The sequence below is a fragment of the Dethiothermospora halolimnae genome (assembly GCF_037577855.1).
Classification (GTDB): domain Bacteria; phylum Bacillota; class Clostridia; order Tissierellales; family VENL01; genus Dethiothermospora; species Dethiothermospora halolimnae.
The window spans coordinates 11946-38037 of record NZ_JBAKFX010000040.1 but is presented as its reverse complement, the minus strand read 5'-3'; the positions used below and the strand labels follow the sequence as shown (position 1 = coordinate 38037).

At 29.9% G+C, this 26092-nt stretch carries 29 protein-coding genes; 28 read left to right on the top strand and 1 reads right to left on the bottom strand.

Features of this window, described 5'->3' with window-relative positions; genetic code table 11:
* Positions 1-193 precede the first annotated feature (193 nt).
* From steA to V6137_RS14495, 24 genes are all read left to right on the top strand, one after another.
* Positions 194-1315, top strand: a complete 1122-nt coding sequence (gene steA, locus V6137_RS14610) for a putative cytokinetic ring protein SteA (RefSeq protein ID WP_425448694.1) — start codon at positions 194-196, stop codon at positions 1313-1315.
* A gap of 11 nt (positions 1316-1326) precedes the next feature.
* On the top strand, positions 1327-2214 hold the full coding sequence (locus V6137_RS14605) for a copper transporter (protein ID WP_425448693.1): 888 nt from the start codon (positions 1327-1329) through the stop codon (positions 2212-2214).
* Positions 2215-2226: 12 nt separating this feature from the next.
* Entirely contained in the window at positions 2227-2907 is a 681-nt protein-coding gene (locus V6137_RS14600) for a glycosyltransferase family 2 protein (RefSeq protein WP_425448692.1), read from the top strand.
* A 3-nt stretch (positions 2908-2910) separates the two neighbouring features.
* Positions 2911-3723 carry an MraY family glycosyltransferase gene (locus V6137_RS14595; protein WP_425448691.1) on the top strand — a complete coding sequence of 271 codons (813 nt, stop codon included), beginning with the start codon at positions 2911-2913 and terminating at the stop codon, positions 3721-3723.
* Between the two features lie 16 nt (positions 3724-3739).
* Positions 3740-4810 carry a DUF3866 family protein gene (locus tag V6137_RS14590; protein ID WP_425448690.1) on the top strand — a complete coding sequence of 357 codons (1071 nt, stop codon included), beginning with the start codon at positions 3740-3742 and terminating at the stop codon, positions 4808-4810.
* Positions 4811-5048: 238 nt separating this feature from the next.
* A complete protein-coding gene (locus V6137_RS14585; RefSeq protein WP_425448689.1) occupies positions 5049-5591 on the top strand; it encodes an NUDIX hydrolase in 543 nt (180 codons plus the stop codon).
* Between the two features lie 78 nt (positions 5592-5669).
* Positions 5670-6305: a stage II sporulation protein M gene (gene spoIIM / locus V6137_RS14580; RefSeq protein WP_425448688.1), complete on the top strand. Its 636-nt coding sequence runs from the start codon at positions 5670-5672 to the stop codon at positions 6303-6305.
* Between the two features lie 322 nt (positions 6306-6627).
* Positions 6628-7512: a site-specific tyrosine recombinase XerD gene (gene xerD, locus V6137_RS14575; RefSeq protein WP_425448687.1), complete on the top strand. Its 885-nt coding sequence runs from the start codon at positions 6628-6630 to the stop codon at positions 7510-7512.
* 186 nt (positions 7513-7698) lie between these two features.
* Positions 7699-8517: a purine-nucleoside phosphorylase gene (locus tag V6137_RS14570; protein ID WP_425448686.1), complete on the top strand. Its 819-nt coding sequence runs from the start codon at positions 7699-7701 to the stop codon at positions 8515-8517.
* A gap of 14 nt (positions 8518-8531) precedes the next feature.
* Entirely contained in the window at positions 8532-9359 is an 828-nt protein-coding gene (locus V6137_RS14565) for a purine-nucleoside phosphorylase (RefSeq protein WP_425448685.1), read from the top strand.
* The gene (locus tag V6137_RS14560) at positions 9359-10684 is read left to right on the top strand and encodes a pyrimidine-nucleoside phosphorylase (protein ID WP_425448684.1); all 1326 of its coding nucleotides are present in this window, start codon (positions 9359-9361) and stop codon (positions 10682-10684) included. The genes V6137_RS14565 and V6137_RS14560 overlap by 1 nt, the downstream gene beginning before the upstream one ends.
* A gap of 79 nt (positions 10685-10763) precedes the next feature.
* Entirely contained in the window at positions 10764-11921 is a 1158-nt protein-coding gene (locus V6137_RS14555; RefSeq protein WP_425448683.1) for a D-alanyl-D-alanine carboxypeptidase family protein, read from the top strand.
* 152 nt (positions 11922-12073) lie between these two features.
* Entirely contained in the window at positions 12074-12694 is a 621-nt protein-coding gene (locus V6137_RS14550) for a site-2 protease family protein (RefSeq protein ID WP_425448682.1), read from the top strand.
* 36 nt (positions 12695-12730) lie between these two features.
* A complete protein-coding gene (locus V6137_RS14545) occupies positions 12731-13483 on the top strand; it encodes a segregation and condensation protein A (protein ID WP_425448681.1) in 753 nt (250 codons plus the stop codon).
* Positions 13484-13493: 10 nt separating this feature from the next.
* Positions 13494-14057, top strand: coding sequence for an SMC-Scp complex subunit ScpB (gene scpB, locus V6137_RS14540; RefSeq protein ID WP_425448680.1), 564 nt, complete (start codon positions 13494-13496; stop codon positions 14055-14057).
* A gap of 72 nt (positions 14058-14129) precedes the next feature.
* Positions 14130-14762, top strand: coding sequence for a DUF2953 domain-containing protein (locus V6137_RS14535; protein WP_425448679.1), 633 nt, complete (start codon positions 14130-14132; stop codon positions 14760-14762).
* Positions 14755-15213, top strand: coding sequence for a GerW family sporulation protein (gene ytfJ / locus V6137_RS14530; RefSeq protein WP_425448678.1), 459 nt, complete (start codon positions 14755-14757; stop codon positions 15211-15213). Before V6137_RS14535 ends, ytfJ begins: the two co-directional genes overlap by 8 nt.
* Before the next feature lie 69 nt (positions 15214-15282).
* A complete protein-coding gene (locus V6137_RS14525; RefSeq protein WP_425448677.1) occupies positions 15283-16455 on the top strand; it encodes a D-alanyl-D-alanine carboxypeptidase family protein in 1173 nt (390 codons plus the stop codon).
* Positions 16456-16688: 233 nt separating this feature from the next.
* Positions 16689-17660, top strand: coding sequence for a sulfide/dihydroorotate dehydrogenase-like FAD/NAD-binding protein (locus tag V6137_RS14520; protein WP_425448676.1), 972 nt, complete (start codon positions 16689-16691; stop codon positions 17658-17660).
* Positions 17653-18933 (top strand): FAD-dependent oxidoreductase, encoded by a 1281-nt coding sequence (locus V6137_RS14515; RefSeq protein WP_425448675.1) that lies wholly within the window; start codon positions 17653-17655, stop codon positions 18931-18933. The genes V6137_RS14520 and V6137_RS14515 overlap by 8 nt, the downstream gene beginning before the upstream one ends.
* Positions 18934-19011: 78 nt before the next feature.
* Entirely contained in the window at positions 19012-19728 is a 717-nt protein-coding gene (locus V6137_RS14510; protein ID WP_425448674.1) for a pseudouridine synthase, read from the top strand.
* A 91-nt stretch (positions 19729-19819) separates the two neighbouring features.
* The gene (locus tag V6137_RS14505; RefSeq protein ID WP_425448673.1) at positions 19820-20242 is read left to right on the top strand and encodes a GNAT family N-acetyltransferase; all 423 of its coding nucleotides are present in this window, start codon (positions 19820-19822) and stop codon (positions 20240-20242) included.
* 12 nt (positions 20243-20254) lie between these two features.
* A complete protein-coding gene (mnmM, locus tag V6137_RS14500) occupies positions 20255-20827 on the top strand; it encodes a tRNA 5-(aminomethyl)-2-thiouridylate-methyltransferase MnmM (protein WP_425448672.1) in 573 nt (190 codons plus the stop codon).
* 11 nt (positions 20828-20838) lie between these two features.
* The gene (locus V6137_RS14495) at positions 20839-22236 is read left to right on the top strand and encodes an oxaloacetate decarboxylase subunit alpha (protein ID WP_425448671.1); all 1398 of its coding nucleotides are present in this window, start codon (positions 20839-20841) and stop codon (positions 22234-22236) included.
* A 43-nt stretch (positions 22237-22279) separates the two neighbouring features.
* Here V6137_RS14495 and V6137_RS14490 read toward each other — a convergent pair whose 3' ends face one another.
* Entirely contained in the window at positions 22280-22918 is a 639-nt protein-coding gene (locus V6137_RS14490; RefSeq protein WP_425448670.1) for a hypothetical protein, read from the bottom strand.
* A 78-nt stretch (positions 22919-22996) separates the two neighbouring features.
* Between V6137_RS14490 and surE the strand changes: the two genes are divergently transcribed.
* From surE to V6137_RS14470, 4 genes are all read left to right on the top strand, one after another.
* Positions 22997-23767: a 5'/3'-nucleotidase SurE gene (surE, locus tag V6137_RS14485; RefSeq protein WP_425448669.1), complete on the top strand. Its 771-nt coding sequence runs from the start codon at positions 22997-22999 to the stop codon at positions 23765-23767.
* Positions 23768-23926: 159 nt separating this feature from the next.
* Positions 23927-24142 carry a 4Fe-4S binding protein gene (locus V6137_RS14480; protein ID WP_425448668.1) on the top strand — a complete coding sequence of 72 codons (216 nt, stop codon included), beginning with the start codon at positions 23927-23929 and terminating at the stop codon, positions 24140-24142.
* Positions 24132-25268, top strand: coding sequence for a 2-oxoacid:acceptor oxidoreductase subunit alpha (locus tag V6137_RS14475; RefSeq protein ID WP_425448667.1), 1137 nt, complete (start codon positions 24132-24134; stop codon positions 25266-25268). Before V6137_RS14480 ends, V6137_RS14475 begins: the two co-directional genes overlap by 11 nt.
* A 3-nt stretch (positions 25269-25271) precedes the next feature.
* The gene (locus V6137_RS14470) at positions 25272-26081 is read left to right on the top strand and encodes a 2-oxoacid:ferredoxin oxidoreductase subunit beta (protein ID WP_425448666.1); all 810 of its coding nucleotides are present in this window, start codon (positions 25272-25274) and stop codon (positions 26079-26081) included.
* The last annotated feature ends 11 nt before the right edge of the window (positions 26082-26092 follow it).

Below are 26092 nucleotides of genomic sequence, written 5' to 3'. Positions count from 1 at the left end.
TTTACAAGTTTATCTTCACAGTATGAAAAATTCAGATTGTCTTAGTGAACCGCCGTATACCGAACGGTACGTACGGTGGTGTGAGAGGCCGGTAGATAAATTAATTATCTACCTCCTACTCTATATATGGTATATTGAATTATTTATTGAAATTAGCGAATAATAACTATATAACACAATATGGAGGATAATAATGATAATTAAAGGAGTATTGAAAAAGGATAAAAAAACTAAAAATTTGATTTCTAGATTAAAATCTGGTGATATAGCATTGATAAATCATAGGGATCTAGATGAGATAGCGGCTATGTCTTTGATTGAGTCTAAGGTTAAATGTGTTATAAACACTGAAAAAACAATTAGTGGTAAATATCCCAATAGGGGGCCATTGTTATTATTAGAGGCTAATATTCCTATTTTTGAATGTAATAATAAATTAATTTTTGATCAAGTAAAAGAAGGGGATTTAGTTAATCTATCAGGGGATAAATTAATAGTGGATGATAATTATTTTTATAAATGTAAGCTATTAAGTAAAAAAGACATAAATAAAGAGTTAAATAAGGCTTATTTAAATATGGAAATAGAATTAGATAAGTTTATTGAAAATACTTTATTATATGCGAAACGGGAAAAAGATTTAGTAATAGGAAAAGTTGATATTCCTAAGATAAATACTAGGATAAAAAATAAACATGTTTTAGTTGTGGTTAGAGGAAGTAACTATAAAAGGGATTTAGGAGCTATAAAAATGTATATAGATGAAGTTAAGCCTGTGTTAATAGGAGTAGATGGTGGTGCAGATGCTATCCTAGAGTTTGGATACAAACCGGACATAGTAATTGGAGATATGGATAGTGTAAGTAATAGATGTTTAAAATCGGCAAAGGAAATAATAGTTCATGCTTATACAGATGGTTATGCCCCTGGACTTAAGAGAATTAAACAGTTAAATCTTAAGACAGAGGTCTTTTCTTCACCAGGGACCAGTGAAGATATTGCTTTACTATTAGCATATTCAAAAAATCCAGATTTAATTGTTGCAGTGGGAACCCACAATAGTATGATTGATTTTCTCGAAAAGGGAAGAAAAGGTATGGCCAGTACATTTTTGGTTAGATTAAAAGTAGGAGAAAAACTTATTGATGCTAAAGGAGTAAGTAAATTATACAAAGGCAATTTAAAAATAAAGTATATGGTGGGCTTGGGAATAGCAGCATTATTACCCATAATTATTGTTAGCTTGATGTTTCCACCGATGCAGGAACTATTAAAATTAATAGAAATAAGATTTAAATTATTATTAGGAACATAAGGGGTGATTTTTTGGGAATAAACATAAAATATTATATTTTAACTGTGGTTTCTATATTTTTAGCACTGGGTATAGGCATATTTATTGGGTTTATGTTTGATGCTCAAGAAATTTTAGCAGCTGAGAGACAGAATATAGTATACGAATTAGAAAGTAAATTTAAAGAGCTAAAAAATGAAAATAAAAATCTTACAGTTCAAATTCAAGAAAGTATAGATGAAAGGGAAAAATATAAAGAATTTAGTGAAACCTTTTTTCCTTATTTGATAAAAAATAGATTAAAAGGTCTAGATTTGGCAATAATACAAATCAATGATAATTATGATTATTCCGAAGTTTACCAAACATTAGACGTTGCAAATGCTAATATAGTTTCATCTGTAGTTTTTACCGATAGTTTTTTCAAAAAAACATCTATTTTAAAAAATTATTTTTATGACAATAATAGGAAAGATATCTCTAATGAAGAATTAATAGAAAAGACAGTTGATATTGTAGTAAAAGAAATTATGGGTAGGAAAGATAATTCTATGATAAAGTATTTAAACAATAATGAATTAGCTAATATAAATTTAGCAGAGTCGGGCTCTGTAGATTACATAATAATTGCCGGTGGCAGTAAAATAAAAGATAATGAAATCTTTAATAATACAAATAAAAAAATTATAGACTGTTTTAACAGAATAAATTTACCTATTGTAGGGGTAGAAAAAAAAGAAGTTGTTAATTCATATATAGATTTTTATAAAAAAAACAAAATAATAACTATAGATAATATAGATTCTGTAATAGGTAAGACGGCATTAATTTTAATAATTGAAGATTATAAAGAAAACTTAGATATTAAAACTAACTCTAGCAAATTTATGATTGATTTTAACAAATTAAGTTTTAGATAGTAGGGATATATTATGGAAAATAATAAAATCGTTTGTGTAATACCAACTTATAATGAAGAATTATATATAGAAGATACAATAAAAGGATTAAAAAAAACTAACTTAATTGATAGCATAGTAGTAGTTGATGATGGTTCAACAGATGAAACAATTAACTTGGTAGAAAAAATGGATGTGAAATTAATCAAGTTAAATAAAAATTATGGCAAAGGATATGCTATAAAAAAAGCATTAAAGGCAATTGATTTTGATTTATTAGTTCTAGTGGATGGAGATATAGGAGTAACAAGCTATGATATAAAAAAATTAATAATACCTGTTAAAGCAGGTTATACTGATATAGCCATAGGTAGATTTGGTAAACCTAAAAAAAGGGGTGGATTTGGCTTAGTTAAAGCTCTTGCCAAATATGGTGTATTTACTCTGACAAAACACAAACTAAACTGTAGCCTATGTGGACAGAGGGTATATAAAAAAGATGCAATTAAAAATATTAAGTACATACCCAATAAATACGGGGTTGAAATAGCAATGACAGTTTCTGCATTGAGAGAGGGTTATAAGATAGATGAAATAGATGTAAATATGACCCATAGGGAAACAGAAAGAAACATATCAGGATTTATACATAGGGGAAAGCAGTTTATAAATATTTTAAAAACTTTAATGGTATTAATATATAGAGGTGAATAAAATTTGTTAATAAATTTTATAGCACTAATAAGTGCAATGATTATAACATTATTAACCCTCCCCTTTATTTATAAATGTTTATTAGATAATGGCTGTGTTCAGAAAAACTACAAAAATAGAGAGGTTCCAATAGGATTAGGTATTATTTTTGTTTTGAATCAATTTTTTTTATGTTATTTATTTGGAAACTTATTAGATATTAGAGATAGTATAATTAATATATATATTATGTTTTTAGTTTTAATGGCTTTTATTGGTATAATAGATGATTTAATAGGAAGTAAAGATATCAAAGGTTTTAAAGGTCACATAACCTCATTATTAAATGGAACTTTAACTACTGGGGGATTAAAAGCAATAGTTGGAGGAATATCTGCACTGGTGATTTCTCTCTATATATATAATAGTATTATAGAGTTAGTTACTGATCTTATTTTAATATCCTTATTTACTAATTTAATTAATCTGTTTGATCTAAGACCGGGAAGAGCTATAAAAACTTTTCTGGTAGCAGCTCTCTTATTATTATATACATCAGAAGGATTTGAGTTTGAAATTATAATATTTTTAGCCATAGGAATAACACTTATATATTTACCCTTGGACTTAAGGGGCAAAGGGATGCTTGGAGATGTTGGTTCAAATTCTTTAGGATTTACTCTAGGAGTATATTGTGCTTATACCATGTCTTTACGATATAAGGTTATTTACTGCCTATTTTTAATAGTTCTTCATATTTTATCTGAGTTCTATTCTTATAGTAGGATAATAGAAAATAATAAGGTATTAAAGTATTTAGATGATTTGGGAAAATAATAGGGGGAGTGATATCTTGCTTAATTATAAAGAAACAGCTATAGAAAGAATAATAGATAAGGATGATGACATTACCATTGGTGAAGTCAATATAAAAGGTGTAAAGTCAAAGGTGATTAGTTATAACAATATTATTGGAAAAATAAATGTAGGAGATATAGTTACGGTTAATACAACTGCAATGGATCTATCCCTCGGATCTGGGGGGTATCACTTTGTAATGAATAACAAAAGCATCAAGGAAAGAAAAAATTATGGACAAGGACATATAATGAAGTTAAGATATACTCCATATCAACTGAGAACTTTAGTTTCAGAAGAACAGGGGAGTAAATTTCATGAAAAAATCAATTCTTTTAAAAGTCTTGATGGTTTAAAAGTATTAGTGGGGTCTTTACATAGTATGTTGGCTCCAACTGCAGCTATAATAAAGTTTTTAAAACCAAATCTAAAAATTAATTATATTATGACTGATGGAGGAGCATTGCCAATTAAATTTAGTTTTATTGTAAAAGAACTTAAGAAAAAGGGTATAATTAATAATACTATAACTATAGGTCATGCCTTTGGGGGGGATTTTGAATGTGTAAATATATATACTGGTTTAATATGTGCAAAAGAAGTCCTTAATAGTGATATAGTTATAGTTACTATGGGACCTGGTATAGTTGGTACTGGAACTAAATATGGTTTCACTGGAATTGAACAGGGGTATATATTAGATGGAGTCAATAAATTAGATGGTCAAGGGTATATAATTCCTAGAATAAGTTTTGCTGATAAAAGAACAAGACATAAGGGTATAAGTCATCATACCATTACCGTATTAAATAAAATAATATGTTCAAGGACCAATTTAGTTTTACCTAAACTAAGTGATGATAAAAATAAATTTATAAAAAATCAAATTAAAAACACAAATATATTAAATAAACATAATATACTATATAGAAAAGGCGAAGAAATAAAAAAAGCTTTAGAGCATTTTGACCTGGATGTTACGACTATGGGAAGATACTATGATGATGATAAAGACTTCTTTACTTCCATAGGGGCCGTTGCTAGTTATGTATGTGATTTTTTTTAATATTGTATTTATAATCTTGCAATGTAGTATACTTTTTTGATAAATTAGATATGAGAGGAAATATATCTTTAGCTTTTCCTATTAGAACTAATTTATTGGTTGATAAATGAATATACATAATAATGTCCCCCTTAAATAGACTTTACAAACTTATAAAGAATTGTATAATTAAATGTAGTAGCTATAGTCTATACTATGATAGTTTGTCCATGTTTATTCCATTTAGGAGGTTATTTTTATGACTTATGAAGAAAAAACAATGAAAAGTGAAAAGATCTATGAAGGTAAGGTTTTAAATCTTAGATTAGATACTGTTGAATTACCGGATAAAAAATACACTAAAAGAGAGATCGTAGAGCATCCTGGAGCAGTAGCAATCATACCGATAACTGAAGAGGGAGAAATAATATTAGTAAAACAATTTAGAAAGGCCATAGAAGATGAATCCTTAGAGATACCGGCAGGTAGCTTAGAAAAAGGTGAAGACCCAACTAGATGTGCTATAAGAGAATTAAAGGAAGAAACAGGGGTTACAGCTTCAGAGGTGAAATTTCTGTTAGAATTTTATACTTCCCCCGGCTATTCTAATGAAAAAATGCATTTATTTCTAGCTCGTAAATTAAAAAAAGGTGTGGCTGAACCAGAAAATGATGAATACATTGATATAGTAAAAATGAAATTGGAAGATTTAATGGAAAAGATTAACAATGGAGAAATTGCAGATAGTAAGACTATCATTGGATTATTAAAGTTAAAAGAAATTTTAAAAGAAGAATTATAAATATACAAAATTAATGGTAATAAAATCCCCCGATTTTCCATAGAATTTTATAAGAGATTCTATGGAAGGGGGATAATCTTGCTTATAAATCTAAAGAAACATTTTGAAGAACATTTGAAGAGTAACACAATACTATATTTAATTTCAATTTTATTTATTATGATAGGAATTTCAACGGGGGCTATTACAATAAAGGTTCTAAATGAAGGACAAAAAGATAGCTTAATAGGTTTTTTGAATTCTTTTTTTAAAATATTAGATCAAGATGCCATAAGTAGTTTAACTTTATTAAAACAATCTTTATTAAATAATATACAAACCATAGCCTTGATGTGGTTTTTAGGTATCATAGTAATAGGACTACCTATTGTGCTCTTAATACTAATATTAAGAGGTTTTGTAATAGGTTTTACGGTGGGATTTTTAATAGAACAACTGGGAATAAAGGGGTTTCTATTTTCAGCTCTTGCTGTATTTCCTCAGAATATTTTTATAATACCGGGATTGATAATAATTTCGGTTATTTCTATGAAATTTTCATTAACTATGTTAAAAAATAAAATTAAAAAGAAAGTAACCTATAATTACTTAAATATAGTTCTTCAATATACATTGACCATATTGATGATAACAGTGTTACTTTGCATTGGTAGTTTTTTTGAAGCTTATATTACACCTATATTTATGAAGTTAACATCAGGATATATAACATAATCGGTGATAATATGAATGGAAAAATTAATATATTTTTTTTATTTGTTAGAATATTTATTGTTTTACTTATAATTGGATTGATATTACCCAATTTGATAAATAATTTATTAAATACTTTAGAGTTGAAAGACATGACAGATATGCCTAAAGGTAATTCCAAGTTAGTTTTGTCACATAATTTATATAATAAAAATATTTTATATTACTTAAAAAAAATGATATATTTTTATTTTGGGATATAAAAATGAAATAAATTGAAGGATTTTTGATTTTTTTGTTGAATTGTATACTCTAGAGGAAAATAGAAGGGGAAATAATTGATATGAATATGATACAAGATTTTATTGTTTATTTAGAAGACGAAAAAGGTTTATCAGAAAATACTCTAGAGTCTTATAACAGAGATTTAAGGCAATTTAAAGAATACATTAAGGAAAATGATTATGATAGTATAGATCAAGTAAATAAAACAGCCATTATCACATATTTAATGTATCTTCAGAAGAAAGGAAGAGCAGCTTCTACCATATCTAGGAGTTTGGCTTCCATAAGATCTTTTTACCAATTTTTATTAAATATAGGTAAGGTGTCTAAAGATCCAACTATTAATTTGCAATCCCCTAAGCAGGAGAAAAAGTTACCTAATATTTTAACTTTAAAAGAAGTGGAAATATTATTAGAACAACCTGATATAAATAGTCCAAAGGGAGTTAGAGATCGTGCTATGTTGGAGTTGTTATATGCAGCTGGAATAAGGGTATCTGAATTAATCAAACTTGATATGGAAGATATAAATCTTGATATGGGATTTATTATGTGCTCTAGGGAAAGTACAAATGAAAGAATAATACCTATAGGTAAAATGGCCATTGAGATGTTGAGGGATTATGTTAGTAATCATAGAAATTCATTTATAAAAAATAATATTGAAAGTGCCCTATTTGTTAATTATCATGGTAAAAGATTAACTAGACAGGGATTTTGGAAAATAATAAAATCCTATACTAAAAAAGCTAATATAAATAAAAAAATAACACCCCATACTTTAAGACATTCCTTCGCGGTACATTTAATTCAGAATGGGGCAGATCTAAAGTCAGTCCAAGAAATGCTAGGGCATTCGGATATATCTACTACTCAGATATACACTCAAATAGTTGAGAGTAAAATTAAGGATGTTTATAAAAAGGCTCATCCAAGGGCCTAACCCACCTAAGTAGGTGGGTTTGATTTTTTATTAAAACCATGGAGTTTATGGGTATAATAACAATATAAACTGTAGAGGCTAAATACATATTTAACTTGGGGAATAGATAAAATAATAAAAAACTTTCCCCTAGTCTTATAGTTTCAAAAATAAAGAGAAGGAATCAAAATAGAAAGGAGATATTAGATGAATTTATTGGATAAAATAAATACTAGTAGGGATTTTATAAAGGAAAGGATTAATATTAAACCAGACATTGGTATGATACTAGGGTCTGGCTTAGGACCTTTAGCAGAGGAAATAGAAGAAGATATTAGGATAAAATATAGTGACATACCTAATTTTCCAGTTTCCACGGTAAAAGGTCATAAAGGACAATTAGTAATCGGCAAATTAAATGGGAAAAATGTTATAGCAATGCAGGGAAGATTTCACTATTATGAAGGATATACTTTAGAAGAAGTGACTTTTCCAGTAAGAGTTATGAAAGCCCTTGGTGTTAGTAAGATCATTGTAACGAATGCAGCTGGAGGGGCAAATGAATCCTTTGAGCCAGGAGACTTAATGCTTATTGAGGATCATATTAATTTTGCCTTTGATAATCCTCTTATTGGAAAAAATCATGATGAGTTAGGACCAAGATTTCCAGATATGTCAAATGCCTATAGCAATGAGCTAATAGAAATTGGAAGAAAATCAGCTAAAAATATAGGTATAAAACTGAAAGAGGGTACATATATGTTTATGCCAGGACCATCATATGAAACTCCTTCTGAGGTTAAGATGGCAAGATTTTTAGGGGGAGATGCAGTTGGAATGTCCACGGTTCCAGAAGTTATTGTAGCAAATCACGGAAATATAGATGTTTTAGGAATTTCTTGTATAACAAATATGGCATCAGGAATATTAGAGCAACCTTTAGACCATAAAGAAGTAATAGAAACTTCTGAAAGGGTAAGGGAGCAATTTATTAAATTAGTTAGAGAGATAGTTAAAAATATATAGCTAGGAGGATGAATATGGACAATTTATTAATAAAAATTAAAGAAGCAAGGGATTATATAAAAACTAAAACAGATTTCAAACCTGATTTAGGACTAATCCTGGGATCCGGTCTAGGAACCCTTGCTGATGAAATAGAGAATCCAATAATAATAAATTACGAAGAGATACCTAATTTCCCTGTATCTACTGTGGAGGGACATGAAGGTAAGTTAGTAATGGGGACACTAGAAGGTAAAAAAGTTATTGCGATGAAAGGGAGATTCCATTATTATGAAGGATATACTATGCAAGAGGTTACATTCCCGGTAAGAGTAATGAAGGCTTTGGGAATAGATAAACTTTTGGTAACTAATGCTTGTGGAGGAATGAATAAAGAACTGTATCCAGGTGCATTGATGATAATTGATGATCATATTAATTTTACAGGGGACAATCCTCTTATGGGTAAAAACCATGATGAATTGGGACCGAGATTCCCGGATATGTCAAATGCCTATGATAAAGATTTAAGAATTCTTGCGAAGGATACTGCCAAAAAACTTAATATTGAAGTTAAAAGTGGTGTATATGCATCAATAAGTGGACCATATTATTTTTCAAAGGCAGAGCTTAGAATGTTAAGAAAAATAGGTGGAGATACTATAGGAATGTCTACAGTACCAGAAGTTATAGTGGCAAATCATGCAGGTTTAGATGTATTAGGAATTTCTTGTGTAACAGATATGGCTATAGCCGATGAAATAGAATCTATAAGTCATGAAGAGGTGGTAAAAGTAGCTGCTGAAACAAGACCTAAATTTATAAAACTAGTTAAAGGAATTATTGCTGAGGTGAGTTTATAGTGAGAATGTATGATATTATTGAAAAAAAGAGAGAAGGTCATGAATTAACAAAGGAAGAAATAGATTTTTTTGTTAAGGGCTATACCGATGGTAAAATACCAGATTATCAAGTTTCAGCCTTACTTATGGCTATTTTCTTTCGAAAAATGAATAAACGGGAAACTGTGGATTTGACTAAAGCAATGTTGAATTCTGGTGAAACTATTGATTTATCAGCTATAAAGGGAATAAAAGTTGATAAACATAGTACCGGTGGAGTTGGAGATAAAACTACCCTGGTTTTAGGTCCAATGGTTGCGGCTTGTGGTTTACCTGTGGCTAAAATGTCTGGAAGGGGACTAGGTCATACCGGTGGTACACTAGATAAATTAGAATCAATTAAGAACTTTAAAATAGCTCTTAAAAGGGAAGACTTTATAGGAAATGTTAACAATATAAACCTTGCTGTATGTAGTCAGACAGCTAACATAGCTCCAGCGGATAAAAAATTATATGCCCTTAGGGATGTAACAGCTACTGTAGATAATACTTCTTTAATAGCAAGTAGTGTAATGAGTAAAAAATTAGCATCTGGTTCCAATGCAATTGTATTAGATGTTAAAGTTGGTAGTGGAGCTTTTATGAAGAATCTTGATGATGCATTTTTATTGGCGGAGGAAATGGTTGATATAGGTAATAGCATGGATAGAAATACTGTAGCTGTTTTATCGAATATGAATGAACCATTAGGCTATGCAGTTGGGAATGCTATCGAGGTTAAAGAAGCAATAGAAACTTTACAAAATAGAGGTCCCAAAGATTTAGTTGAACTTTGTTTAACCCTAGGTTCAAGGCTATTATTACTTGGGAATATTGTGGATAATATTGAAGAGGGAAGAAAGATGCTAGTAGAGGTTATAGAAAACGGAAAAGCATATGAGAAATTATTGGAGTTTGTAGAGGCCCAGGGGGGAGATGTTGAATATGTCAAAAACCCCGAATTATTACCAAAGGCAGAACATATAATAGAAGTTGAAAGTGAAAAGGAAGGATATATAACTTCGATTAATGCTGAAAAAGTAGGCAAATGTGCATTATCCCTTGGGGCTGGTAGGGAAACTAAGGATAGTATTTTAGATTTATCGGCTGGAATTATCCTAAATAAAAAGGTAGGAGATAAGGTTAATAAAGGTGATGTACTAGCTTATATTCATAGTAACGATATAAACACTGGGGAAAAAGTCAGTTTTAGTTTAAAGAAAATAATAGATGTAAAAGCAAACAATGATAAAAAACCAAAGTTAATATACGGTATAGTTGATAATAAAGGAGTAAAAAGATTATAATCTTTTTACTCCTTTATTTTGCATAACATACAATAAAAGAGGATAACCTAAAGTTATAAAACAGATAAGGAGGAGCGACATGAGAAAAAAAATAGTTTCTATAACTTTAGTAATAACATTATTGTTGGCTTTTATAACAAGTTTTAGTTATGCCGAAGAAGCCTTCGATGTAAAAGCTAAATCTGCTATATTAATAGATGCAGAGTCTGGAGAGATAATATATGAAAAGAATATTAATGAAAAATTACCTCCAGCCAGTATAACTAAGATAATGCTTTTATTATTAACTATGGAGTCCCTTGATGAAAATCGTATAACTCTTCAAGATGAAGTTGTAGTAAGTGAAAATGCTGCTGGGATGGGTGGAAGTCAAGTATACTTAGAAGAGGGAGAAACTCAGAAAGTGGAACATTTGATTAGGGCTATATCTTTGCGTTCTGCCAATGACTGTGCAGTGGCTCTAGGAGAGTATATAGCAGGAAGTGAAGAGTTATTTGTAAAAATGATGAACACTAGAGCTAAGGAATTGGGAATGAATAATACTAACTTTATGAATATTACAGGACTTCCCCATGAAAATCATTATACAACTGCCTACGATATTAGTTTAATGGCTAAAGAGTTACTTAAGCACCCTAAAATCCACAATTGGTTGACTCTTTGGATGAGTAGCATAAAGGTTGGTAAGGAAAAGGATGTAACCCAACAATTAACAAACACCAATCGTCTAATAAATAAATATAAAGGAATCAATGGACTTAAAACAGGATATACAAGTAAAGCGGGACACTGCCTAGCCGCATCTGCTAAAAGGGGAAATCTAAAATTAATCAGTGTTGTATTAGGAAGTGAAACGAGTACAATAAGATTTAATGAAACTAAAAAATTATTAGATTATGGTTTTGCCAACTATGATTCTTTACAAATAGCCAAAAAAGGTTCTATAATAAGAAAAATGGATGTGGATAAGGGAGAAATAGAACAAGTAAATATAGTTATAGAAAAAAATTTAAGCTTATTACTTAAGAAAGGACAATCTAAAAATATAGATAAAAAAATTATATTACCTGATAAGTTACAAGCTCCTTTAGAAAAAAATGCTAAGGTGGGAGAGATAATATACTCCATAGACGGAAAAGAAATGGGAAGAACAAGTTTATTAACAGATAGAGAAGTTAATAAAGCATCGGTATTTTTCATATTTAAGAAAATCTTTAAAAAGTATGTTATAAATTAAATATTTCATTATTTACTAGATACATTTGTAATTTTATTAATAAAATTATAAAATGTATCTAGTATTTATTTTTTGGTGATTATTATATATACTTATATATGATGATGATTTTTGTTTTACATAATACAGGAGAAAGTGTAGGTGACTAAAAATTGAACTTTAATATTTATGAAATATTAATAGCACTTCCAGGATTACTAATAGCTATGACATTTCACGAGTTGGCCCATGGATATGCAGCATATAAGTTAGGAGATCCAACTGCTAAAGAAAGTGGTAGATTAACATTAAATCCAATAAAACATGTGGATATAATAGGACTTTTATTATTAATATTTGCTCGCTTTGGATGGGCAAAGCCCGTTCCAATTAATCCTAGCTATTTTAAAAATCGAAAGAAAGGTATGATTATTACATCTTTCGCAGGACCACTTATGAATTTTATTTTAGCTATATCTTTTAGTGTGTTAAGGGTATTATTAATTAAATATCAATTTATTAATAGTATAATGAATCAAGTACTTATATCTGCTATAATATATAATATTGTACTGGGAATATTTAATCTTTTGCCCTTTCCACCTTTAGATGGTTCTAAGATTGTGGCAAGCTTATTACCTACAAAATATGAGATGAAGGTGTATAGATATGAGAGATACCTTTACTTGATATTAATTATACTTGTTATTACTAACACCATAGATGAGATTCTTTGGCCATTGGTTAATTTTGGACTTGATATAATAGATAACATAGGTAGATATTTTTTATAATTAAGTGAATTACAATATAAGACAGGAGTTGTAATAATGGGATATAAAGTTATATTAGAGTCTTTCGAAGGACCCTTTGATTTGTTATATCATCTTATAGAAAAATCGGAAATTGATATATATGATATTCCTATCGCTGAAATCACTGAACAATATATTTCATATATAGAAAAAATGAAGGAATTAGATTTAGATGTAACAAGTGAATTTCTATTAATGGTTGCAACATTACTGGAAATCAAGTCAAGAATGCTCTTACCTAAGATGAAGAAAGATGATGGAGAACAGTTACAGATGGAAGAAGTTGATCCAAGGGAAGAATTAATTAGAAGACTGATAGAGTATAAAAAATATAAAAATGTTGCTGAGGAATTAAAAACTAAGGAAAAAGCTCAACAAAAAGTATATTATAAGCCTAAAGAAGAAATAGAAATGTTTGTTGAAAAAGACGAGATAAAATTAGAAAATGTTAATTTAGATGATATAATTGATGCTATGGTAAAAATAATAGAAGAAAAGAAAAAAGATAATAAAACACTCAATATAGCAACTATAGAACGAGATGAAATAACTATAGAGCAGGGGATGAAAAATCTTTTAAATACATTGAACAAGAAAAGGGAAATCGAGTTTAAAAAATTATTTCAAGATAAATTTAATAAAGTAGAAATAGTTGTTACTTTTTTAGCAATATTGGAATTAATAAAGCAGAAGAAAATAAATATAGTCCAAGAAAATAATTTTGACAGTATTTTAATCAGCATAAAAGAACCGAGGACAAGTAGTTGAGGTGAATATTATGGATAAAAGAGAAGTTAAATCAGTGATTGAAGCACTATTGTTTGTATGGGGAGAACCTTTAGAAATAAAAGAAATATCTACGGTTTTAGATTTAGATAAAAAATATTTGAAAGAAGTACTAGATGAAATGATTAACGAGTTTAATTACTATAGAAGGGGGATACAGATAATACAGATAGATAATAGTTATCAACTAAGTACAAGGTCAGAACATTTTGATTTTATAAGTAAATTGTGTACTCCTAAAAAAGATAAACAGCTGTCAAATGCTGCATTAGAAACCCTATCAATAATAGCCTATAAACAACCTATTACTAGAATAGAAGTCGAGGAAATCAGAGGGGTTAAATGTGACAAGTCAATAAGTACATTAATTGAGAAGAATTTAGTCAAAGAAGTAGGTCGTCTAGATAAAACAGGAAGGCCTAAACTTTACGGAACTACAGATAACTTTTTAAAACATTTTGGTCTTACATGTTTAGACCAATTACCTGAGATTAAAGAGATAGAAAAAATAGATGAAGACTTAGAAGACATTACAGGAGAAGAAAATAACACATAAAACTTGTGTTATTTTTTCTTTTTTTGGGAAAAATAACTATCGGGAGTATTAAAATCATAGGAGATGACTTTATTGGTAGTTATTGGTGTTATTATTATATTAATTTTTCTACTTTTATTTCTACCCTTCTATATAAATCTAAAGATATGTAAGCAAGAGAAGGATGACAATATAGAAATAAGATTTATGTTTATCAAAGGATTAATAAATATCAAGGTAAAATTACCATTTATAGAAACAGTTAATATGGAAGATGGGTTAGCATTTAAAATATTAGAAAAGTTTGAATCGGGTAAAAAGGAAAAAAATGTATCTTCAAAAAAAGATATTATAACTTTGGAAAATATTATAGAAAAAATAGAAAAGATTAAAGAGTACCATGAGAAATTTTCCGATGCCATTTACTATATAAATGACAGTATAAGTATAACTAAGATGTTTTGGGAAACTAGATTAGGTCTTGGGGATGCTGCATTAACTGCAGTGGTCTCAGGTGGTATATGGTCAATAAAAGGTTTATTTTTTAGTTTTTTTTTAAAAGATAAAGAGATAAAAAACCCTAAAATAAATGTGATACCAGAATTTAATAAAAAAACGTTTGATATTGATTTTGACTGTATAATTAAGATGAGATTAGTTTATATTATTATTGCAGGGATTAAAGTTTTAAAAGCAATATTAAAAGGTGGTGTTAAAGATGTCTAATCATCCTATAGAGAGTTTAATGGAAACATCAATGGAAAGTATAAAGGATATGGTAGATGTAAACACGATTGTTGGGGATCCGGTTGAGACCCCCGATGGACTTGTAATAATTCCAATCTCTAAGGTTTCCTTTGGCTTTGCAGCAGGTGGTGGTGAGTATAATGGCAAAAGGAAAATAGAAGATGATCCTAATCAAGAGGAATCTAAAAGCAAATATCCCTTTGCAGGAGGAAGTGGAGCGGGGGTATCGGTGCAACCTGTTGCCTTTATAGTTGTTGGTCATGGACAAATGAAATTATTGCCTGTGGATCAGGGATCTAATATTCTATCCAATGTATTAGAAACTATACCTAAGTTTACTAGTGGACTCCAAAGTATGATAAATAATAAAAAAAATAAGAAAAAGAACAAAGAAAATACTGAGAATAAAGATGAAGATGAAGAAGAATAAAAATAGGAAGCAGAAAAGACTGCTTTCTATTTTTATTATCAAAATTTTATGTTTCCTTTAATTTCTTGTATGAAAGAATTGGAGTATGCCATACTAATAATGATGATGAAAAATGGAGTGATTATATTGAATGTATTGAAAAAATTTAACTGTTATCTAATTATTATATCAATGATTTTAATATTATCTGTTCCTGTATATGCTAAAAGTCCTAATATATCAGGTGCCAGTGGAATATTGATGGAAAGAAATTCAGGAAGAATATTGTATAAAAATAATATAAATAAAAAATTACCAATGGCCAGTACTACAAAAATTATGACTGCTTTAGTTGCTTTAGAGAATGGTAATTTAGATGATATAGTTAAGATAGATAAAAATAGTGTTGGAGTTGAGGGATCCAGTATTTATTTATATAAAAGAGAGAAAATCTCTTTAGAGGATTTGTTATATGGATTAATGCTTAGATCGGGTAATGATTCAGCAGTGGCCATAGCTAACCATATAGGGGGATCTGTGGATAATTTTATTAAAATGATGAATAAAAAGGCTAAGAAAATAGGCGCATATAAAACTAATTTTACTAATCCCCACGGACTCCATAATAATAACCATTACACCACAGCATATGATTTAGCTCTTATTACAAGGGCAGCAATGAAAAATAAGAAATTTAGGGATATATGTAAAACTAAGTTATGGGTTTCAAATAGGGAAAAGAATAAATATTTTTATAATAAAAATAAGACCCTATGGCAGTATGGTGGAGGGGACGGTGTAAAAATAGGCTATACAAGGGTAGCAGGAAGGTGTTTAGTCTCCAGTGCCACTAAAGATAATATGCAGTTAATAGCTGTGGTACTAAATGACTATTCTTGGTTTAATGATTGTTATAATCTTTTTGATTATGGATTTAAAAATTATACACCTATGGTGATATACAGCCAAGATCAATATATAAGAAGTATTCCTATATGTAATGGAAAAAAAGGTTATGTGCCTATTGTAGCAGGAAAAGATTTTATTATTCCATTAACAGATGGTGAGAAGGGAAAGATTAAAACAATAATAAAATCACCTGAAAATCTCAATGCACCCGTATCTAAAGGTCAAAAGATTGGAAAGATAGAAGCATATTTAAATGGAAATCTTATAGGTAGTGCCCCACTATTGACAAATAGAGATATTAAAGAAAAAGGAACCTTCGATAAAATAATGGATTATATTAAAAATATATTTTAAACGGCGAAAGCCGTTTTTTTGTTGCATATAAAAATTAATTTTTTTATAAAAAATTAGGTGAGCATCCCTTATAGGATCACCAATTCCCTGCTCTCTGCACCTTGCACTCTGCACTGAACAAAGAAGCGCCGAAGTTGCCTTTGTTTCTATTTACAAACTTTTGTAACAAAAAAATGGTATTAAAAATATTTTAATATTATAAGGGAATTTTTAATCGAAGGGAGGAGCATTTTTTGAAACATAATAAATTAGATTGTGTAGATGTGGGTAGTGAATTTTGTCCTTGTTATTTAGCTGATACCAATGATTGTATAACTTGCTCCCATTTACAAGGAAAAGAATTTTGCGATTGTCATTGGAAAGGGGTCTGTGTATATCAAGAATATGTGATGAACGGGAATAAAAGTAAGAATGGTAGAGAAAAGTTTATAACAAATATTGAGGATAAAATAGATATTAATGATCAATGTAAAATAGTAAAACTAAAAGTGACAAAAACATTAGCACGTCAACTTAAAGAACCCGGTGCATATGTATTTTTAAGAAATATTAGTGATGAGACATATTATGATGTTCCAATGTCAATAATGGATACCGATGAAATAAATGGTTATATTTATATAGCTTATCAAATTGTAGGTACTAAAACAAAAAAGTTAGATTTAGCTACAGGGAAATTAATGGTAAGGGGACCCTATTGGAATGGATTGTTTGGAATAAAGTATTTAAAGGCTGTGAAAAATAGTCATTGCCTTATTGTAACCAAAGGAATTGCTCAAGCACCATCGGTATTAGTTATGAAAAAGTTAATTAAAAATGGAAATAAGATTACGTTAATAGTAGATAAAGGTAGGGTAGAAAAAATATTTATCAAAGATTATATAAAAGGGTTAGATATAAAAATAATAGAAACAAATTTGGATTCACTAAAGGAAAAACAATTGGTAAAGGACATATTAAATAGTCAGGAAACCAGTTTGGTTTATAGTGGCGGTTCAGACCTGTTACATGATTCCATAATAAAAATTCTTGATGATCTTAATATAGATCCATATTTAACAGCTACAAATAATAATGATATATGTTGCGGAGAAGGGGTATGTGGCTCGTGTACAGTTCGTTTGAAAGATGGATCTTTAGTTAAAACATGTAAAACACAATTGGATGTTAGAGAAGTTATTGAAGGGAGGATTTCAATTGACTAGAGTAGTAATAATTGGAGGCGGATGGTCTGGTTGTGCGGCCGCATTAACCGCTAAAAAGGCAGGGGCCTCAGTTACATTAATTGAAAAAACGGATATGTTGATTGGATTGGGTAATGTTGGGGGAATAATGAGAAATAACGGTAGATATACTGCCGCGGAAGAAAATACCTATCTTGGAGCAGGAGAATTGTTTGAAATAACTGATAATGCTTCTAGACATAAAGATATAGATTTCCCTGGACATAAACATGCTTCTTTATATGATGTAACTAAGGTGGAACCTATGGTAAGAAAATTACTTTTAAATAATGGTATAGATATTAGGTTGAAAGCCAGAGCCAATGATGTTATAGTTAAAAAGAATAGAATAGAAGGTATAATTTTAGCAGACGGTTCAACTATAAAGGGAGATGTTTATATAGAAACTACAGGTTCAACTGGGCCTATGGGAAATTGTTTGAAATATGGTAATGGATGTTCAATGTGTATTTTAAGATGTCCTTCTTTTGGACCCAGAATAAGCATTAGTAAAAGAGCTGGAGTTGAAGACATACTGGGACAACGGGGAGATGAGTCCTATGGAGCATTTAGTGGTTCTTGTAAATTAAATAAGGACTCATTAAGTGAAGAAATAAGAAAGAAATTGGATAGAGATGGGGTCGTAATACTGCCAGTACCTAAGGAAGATATAAAAATGGAAAAATTAGATATGAAAGTTTGTCAACAATATTCTCTAAAGGAATTTGCAGAAAATATAATTCTCTTAGATACAGGGCATGCTAAACTAATGACTCCCTTCTATCCCCTAGAAAAGCTAAGAAAGATAAAGGGGTTAGAAAATGCAAGATATGAAGATCCTTATTCAGGAGGTATCGGAAACTCTGTTAGGTATTTATCCATAGCCCCTAGAAATAATTCTATGAAGGTTAAAGGTGTAGATAATTTGTTATGTGCAGGAGAAAAATCGGGTCTATTTGTGGGACACACTGAAGCAATTTCAACGGGATCCTTAGCTGGTCACAATAGTGTTAGGTTAAGTTTAGGAATACCTTTATTAGAGCTTCCTAGAAATTTAGCAATAGGTGATATAATAGCATATGCTAATGAAGAAATTAAGAGTAGAGAAGCTCTTAAGAAAAGGTATACATTTGCTGGCTCCCTTTATTTTAATAGAATGAAAGAATTAGGATTATATACTATTGATATAAAAGAAATAGGTAATAAAATAAATAGGATGAATTTACTAGATATATATAATGAAAAACTATTATAAACTATATATATAGTCTTTTAAAAATTATATATTATAGTATATACGAGACAAGAAACAAAGGCTAAAGGAAGGGATATTGTGAGATTACAAAAGTATATGGCTAAATGTGGAATAGCATCTAGACGTAAATCTGAAAAAATTATTTTAGACAATAGGGTTAAAGTAAATAACAAAATAATAAATGAACTAGGGTACAAGGTAGATATTAATAAAGACACGGTTTCTGTGGATGATAAAAAAATATTTTTAGAAGAGGAAAAAGTTTATATATTATTAAATAAACCCACAGGATATGTTACAACAGTATCGGATCAATTTAATAGACCAACGGTTATAGACCTAATAGAGGGGGTAAATCAAAGGATTTATCCTGTTGGGAGACTAGACTATGACACATCAGGATTATTAATATTAACCAATGATGGAGATCTGACATATAAACTTACCCACCCTAAGCATGAAGTAAATAAAACATATGTTTCAAAGGTTAAGGGGGTTCCTACCCAAGAAGAAATTAATAGATTTGAAAATGGACTTATTATTGATGGATATAAAACATCAAAAGCTAGCATTAAAATTTTAAGAAAATTTAACAATAAATCTTTAGTTGAAATAAAAATTCATGAAGGTAGAAACAGGCAGGTTAGAAAAATGTGTAAAGAAATAGGTCATCCCGTTGTAACATTGAAAAGAGTAGCTATAGGGACAATTGAACTGGGAAATTTAGAAGTGGGTAAATGGAGAAAACTAACAGAAAAGGAAGTAGATTATTTAAAAAAGAAAAAAACGTTATAAATCTTTATAACGTTTTTTTCTTTTTACCTTTCAAAATATTGCTTTTTTTAATATAATGTAATTGATTTTAACATGTATTTGGGGGATATAAATGATAATAAGTAGAAAAATGAAAAATGAGGACACCAAAGAAGTTTTAGAAATAATAGAAAAGGGTTTATACTCAAACTCTAATAGCGATGTAATATATATAATTAAAGATAATAATGAAATTAATGGGGTTTGTGGCATATCCAGCTACAATGACTTTGGTACTTTAGACTATATAATAATAAAAGAAAAGTTTAGAGGAAAAGACCTTGGAGATGGACTAATAAGAGCTACGTTTAACTATTGTTTAAGAAAAGGTTTGCTTCAAATATATTTCTTAGGATATAGTGAATATTTACTAAAAAAAGGGTTTATGGAAACAAATGAAGAAAAGATAGATTTTAATGTATCCAATAGTACAAAAAATAATAAAATATTAATATGTGATTTACCAGACTTTTTTTCAAAAAAATGTTGTAAATAAGGAGAGATTCTTTTGCAAGCTAGATATTTTATAAAAGCTACTGAAATTGCAAAACATATTATAGATTTAAAAGTTAAAGAAGGGGATGTAGTTGTAGATGGAACAGTTGGAAATGGTTATGATACCCTTTATTTAGCTTCTAAAGTGGGAAAATGTGGAAAAGTTTATGGATTTGATGTTCAGCAGAAAGCTATAGATAACACCCGTGATAGATTAGTGGAAAATAAATTATTAAATAGGGTCAAATTAATTAAAGATGGACATGAAAAAATGTTTGATTATATTAAAGAGAAAGTAGATTTACTAATATTTAATCTGGGATATTTACCAAAGGGAGACCATAGTATTATTACAAAACCTGACACTACAATATCTGCAATAAAACAGGGGTTATCGTTACTAAATAATAATGGAATACTATTGGTAGTGTTATATTATGGCCATGAAGGTGGAGAAGATGAAAAAAAAGAGGTATTGAAGTTTTTAAGTAATATTGACCAAAAAGAATTTAATGTATTAAAATTTAATTTCATAAATCAAAAAAACAAACCACCAATTTTACTTGGGGTTGAAAAGAAAAATTAGGAGGTTATTAAATGGCTAATGTAAAAATAACAGAAACAATATTAAGGGATGGTCATCAGTCTTTAATTGCAACAAGAATGAAAACTGAAGAAATGTTACCTATATTAGAAAAATTGGACAAAGTGGGATACCATGCCCTTGAAGTTTGGGGGGGAGCAACTTTTGATGCATGCTTACGTTTTTTAAATGAAGATCCATGGGAAAGACTTAGGAAAATTCGTAAGAAAGTTAAAAATACAAAGTTACAAATGTTATTAAGGGGCCAAAATCTTTTAGGGTATAAAAATTACCCAGATGATGTTGTAGAGGAGTTTGTGAAAAAATCTGTTGAAAATGGAATTGACATAATTAGAATATTTGATGCATTAAATGATGTTAGAAATCTAAGAACTTCAATAAGGGCTACTAAAAAAGCTGGAGGGCATGCTCAAACAGCAATATCATATACTGTAAGTCCTGTACATAATATTAATTATTACGTAAACCTAGCAAAGGAAATGGAAAAAGAAGGGGCCGATTCTATTTGTATAAAAGATATGGCAGGTATTTTATTACCCTATGAAGCAGAAGAGTTAGTTAAGGAGTTAAAAGCTAATGTTAAGGTACCTATTGAAATGCACTCCCACTTTACAAGTGGAATAGCAAATCAAATGTATATGAAGGCAGTTGAAGCAGGTATTGATATTATAGATACTGCTCTATCTCCATTTGGTAATGGTACAAGTCAACCGGCTACAGAGCCTATGGTGGCTTCACTACAGAAATCCCCATATGATACAGGTTTAGATTTGAACTTATTAAATGAAATAGCAGAATATTTTAGACCTATAAAAGAAAAATATATGAAGTCTGGTATTCTAAATCCAAAGGTACTAGGTGTAAATGCTAAGACTTTAATATATCAAGTTCCTGGAGGTATGTTATCAAATTTAGTATCCCAACTTGAAAAACAGGGATCAATAGATAAGTTTGAAAAGGTGTTAGAAGAAGTGCCTAAGGTTAGAGAAGACTTAGGGTATCCTCCATTAGTAACCCCAATGAGTCAAATGGTAGGGACTCAATCGGTATTTAATGTTATATTAGGTGAAAGGTATAAAATGGTACCCTCTGAGATAAAGAATTATGTTAAGGGTTTATATGGTAAGCCTACAGTGGAGATATCTAAAGAAATAAAAGAAAAAATAATAGGAAATGATGAGGTATATACAGGTAGGCCAGCAGATTTATTAGAACCTCAACTTCAAAACTATAAAAATGAAATAAAAGAATATATAGAACAGGATGAGGATGTTTTATCTTATGCCCTATTCCCACAAGTGGCTATAAAATACTTTCAATATAGACAGGCAGAGAAGTATAAAATAGATAATTCTCTTTTAGACAAAGAAGACAAAACATACCCTGTTTAAATAAAGTAAAAGAGGTATAGATTTTAATCTGTACCTCTTAGTTTTAACAATAATGATGTAAATATATTTTTGTAGGTCGATTACTAGTATACTTTAATATTTTAATTTTGGAGTTATCTTTTATGGATTTGCCACACTTTAAACAGATATAGTTAGACTTTTTTATATAATCATATGATATTGATGTTTCTAAGTAACCATATTTAGACCAACTTTTCCATCCTTTTTTACACAATTTAGTTCTATTTTCATAGTCTGAATAGACCCATTTAAGTAAAGTATGGAAATGAAAGGGGTATTTGGTGTATCTAATATAATTTTTGGGAAGACCTAAAGATATAATATATTCTTCAAAGGTGTTTTCTATTTTAGTCTGCAATGGATCTACAATTTTTACACTTTTAAAGTTATATTCTTTATCTTTAAACCATTTTCTTAATAGGTCAAACATATAACCCCGACATACTAATATAGATTCATTTTTATCAACGTTTAGGGTAGCAAATAATCTTTTTACTATAGTTATAACATACTCAAGATATTTTTTTTCTTTGAAGTATTCTTTATTATAAAATTTTATGGGAATAATTTCATAATAATATTCATTGGTTTCAATACGAGTGGCTCCAATACATGTGCCACCAACTAGACTACCACTACCAGCATCATCAATTTGAATCAAAAGTCATCACTCCTGTAATAAATCGAATAATTATAGATAATAATATTATTTACATATACCAAAATATATATTAAGGAGATGTTATATTTGAATATATTAGTTACAAACGATGATGGTATAAATGCCATTGGAATAAAAAAATTAGCTAAAAGTTTAAAAAAAATAGCAAAGGTCATCGTAATAGCTCCCGATAGAGAGCGAAGTGCCACAGGACATGCCATAACCATGCATCAGCCTTTAAGGGTTGATAAAGCAACTGATTTTCCCGATGATATAGAAGCATGGAGCATAAGTGGTACACCAAGTGATTGTGTTAAGATAGGTATAGAGACTATAATGGCGAATAAGCCGGATTTAGTTGTTTCCGGTATAAATAATGGACCTAATCTTGGTACTGATGTTATATATTCAGGAACAGTATCTGCTGCTATAGAAGGCGCTATTCATGGAATACCATCTTTGGCTATGTCAATAGCAGGAATAAAAGGGGAAATTAACTATGAAGGGGCAGCATCTTATTCTTGCAAATTGGCTAGATTAATATTAGATAATAAAGAACAAGAAAGTATAATTTTAAATGCCAATATTCCATCTATAGGTTATAAGGATATAAAGGGAATTAAATTGACTGAATTAGGAAATAGAAGGTATAATAATAGCTTTGTAAAAAGAGAAGATCCTATGGGAAAAAATTATTATTGGTTAGCGGGAAGTTTAATTGAGTTAGAAAATAAAGATGTAAGCGATGTTGAAGCCATTAAAGAGGGATTTGTCTCAATAACACCACTGCATTTTGATTTGACAGATTATGATTTAATTGAGAGAATGAAAAAGTGGAATTTTGATTAAAAGTACTTTAATCAGATAAATATTTTGCATAATATGAAATCAATCTTGCAAAATTTGATAAATATTTAAAATTATGAAATAAAAATTGCAAAACCAATAACATTCTGTTATTATTGAGCTGTAGAATAATTTAACAATTTTAAAGGGGGCTTTTTAAAAGTGGTCACTGAAAAAGAAGACAATAAACTTGTAGTAAAACCTGATTGGTGTAAAGGGTGCGGCATATGTGTAGCTTTTTGTCCAAAGAATGTATTAGAGCTAAAAGAAGGGAAAATTAATATCAAGGACATTGAATCATGTATAGAATGTGGTCAATGTGAACTTAGATGCCCTGATTATGCTATATATTTAGGAGGTAAAAAAGATGACAAATAAAAAAGTAAAACTGATGCAAGGCAACGAAGCATGTGTGGAAGGCGCCCTAGCTGCAGGAATGAGATTTTTTGCGGGCTACCCAATAACTCCATCAACTGAGGTTGCGGAGATTTCATCTTTAAGACTACCGAAAGTCGGAGGTAGATTTATTCAGATGGAAGATGAAATTGCTGGTATGGCAGCAGTTATCGGGGGATCATTGGCAGGACTTAAGTCAATGACAGCCACAAGTGGACCTGGATTTTCATTAAAGCAAGAAAACTTGGGATATGCATCATTGGCAGAGATTCCTTGTGTAATAGTTAATGTACAAAGAGGAGGTCCAAGTACTGGATTACCAACTTCTCCAGCCCAAGGTGATGTTATGCAAGCTAGATGGGGAACCCATGGAGATCATCCCATTGTAGCATTATCGCCATCATCTGTTAGGGAAACTTTTGATTTAACTGTAAAGGCATTTAATATAGCAGAAAAATACAGAGTTCCTGTAGTATTATTAACTGATGAGGTTATTGGCCATATGAGGGAAAAAATAGAGATTCCCGATCCAAGTGAAATTGAAGTTATAGATAGAATGAAACCCGAAAAGGGATTAGATAAATATAATCCATATGGAGTAAAAGAAGGTCAATTGGTACCGAAAATGGCTGCATATGGCGAAGGATATCGATTTCATGTAACTGGATTAGTTCATGATGAAACTGGTTTCCCAAGTAATGATTCTGAAGTAGCAGAAAAACTACTTGATAGATTAATGAGAAAAATAGATGACAATATAGATGATATAGGTATGTATGAAGAATATAAGACAGAGGATGCTGAAACTATAATAATATCATATGGAAGTACTGCAAGGTCAGCTAAAAGTGCTGTAGATATGGCAAGGGAAGAGGGATTAAAAGTAGGATTATTTAGACCTATGACTATATGGCCTTTTCTATCGGAACAAATAGAAGAGATATCTAAAAAAGCAAATAAAATGATCGTAGCAGAAATGAACTTAGGCCAGTATGCTCTTGAAGTTGAAAGGGTTTGCAATAGGCATGTTGATGTATATAGAGTTGGCAAAGCCAATGGAGAATTAATTACTCCAGATGAAATACTTGCCAAAATTAAGGAGGTCTAAAAAGTGTCTAGTAAAATAATTGAAAAATATTTTAGAGATGATAAACTTCCACATATTTGGTGTCCTGGATGTGGTCATGGAATTATAATGAAATCAATCACAGATGCAATCGATGAGTTAGGATATAATAAGGATGATGTATGTATAGTATCTGGAATAGGTTGTTCTTCTAGAGCGCCTGGTTATATGGACTTTAACACCCTTCATACAACCCATGGTAGGGCCTTAGCATTTGCTACAGGAGTAAAGATGGCAAATCCTAATTTAAAGGTTATAGTGATATCTGGAGATGGTGACTGTGCAGCTATTGGAGGTAATCACCTTATACATGCTGCAAGAAGAAATATCGATATAACAACTGTTGTATTTAATAATAATATTTATGGTATGACAGGGGGACAATATTCACCAACTACTCCAACCGGTGATAGGGGAACTACTGCACCATATGGTAATATAGATAGGAATTTTGATTTGTGTAATTTAGCTAAAGCAGCAGGCTCTACTTATGTAGCTAGATCCACTGCATATCATGCTAATATGATAAAAAAACAAGTTAAAGCAGGAATAGAGAATAAAGGTTTTTCATTTGTTGAGGCTGTAAGTGTTTGCCCAACATACTATGGAAGAAAGAATAAAAAAGGTAATGCTGTTGAAATGATGAAATATCTAAAAGAAGGTACGGTTAATGTTAAAGCAGCAGAAAAGCTTCCAAAGGAAAAGGTAGAAGGTAAAACGCTTATTGGAGAATTTTACAAAAATCCAGAACCGGAATATACAGAAGAATATCAAAAAATAATTGATAGATATTAAAAGGGGAGATA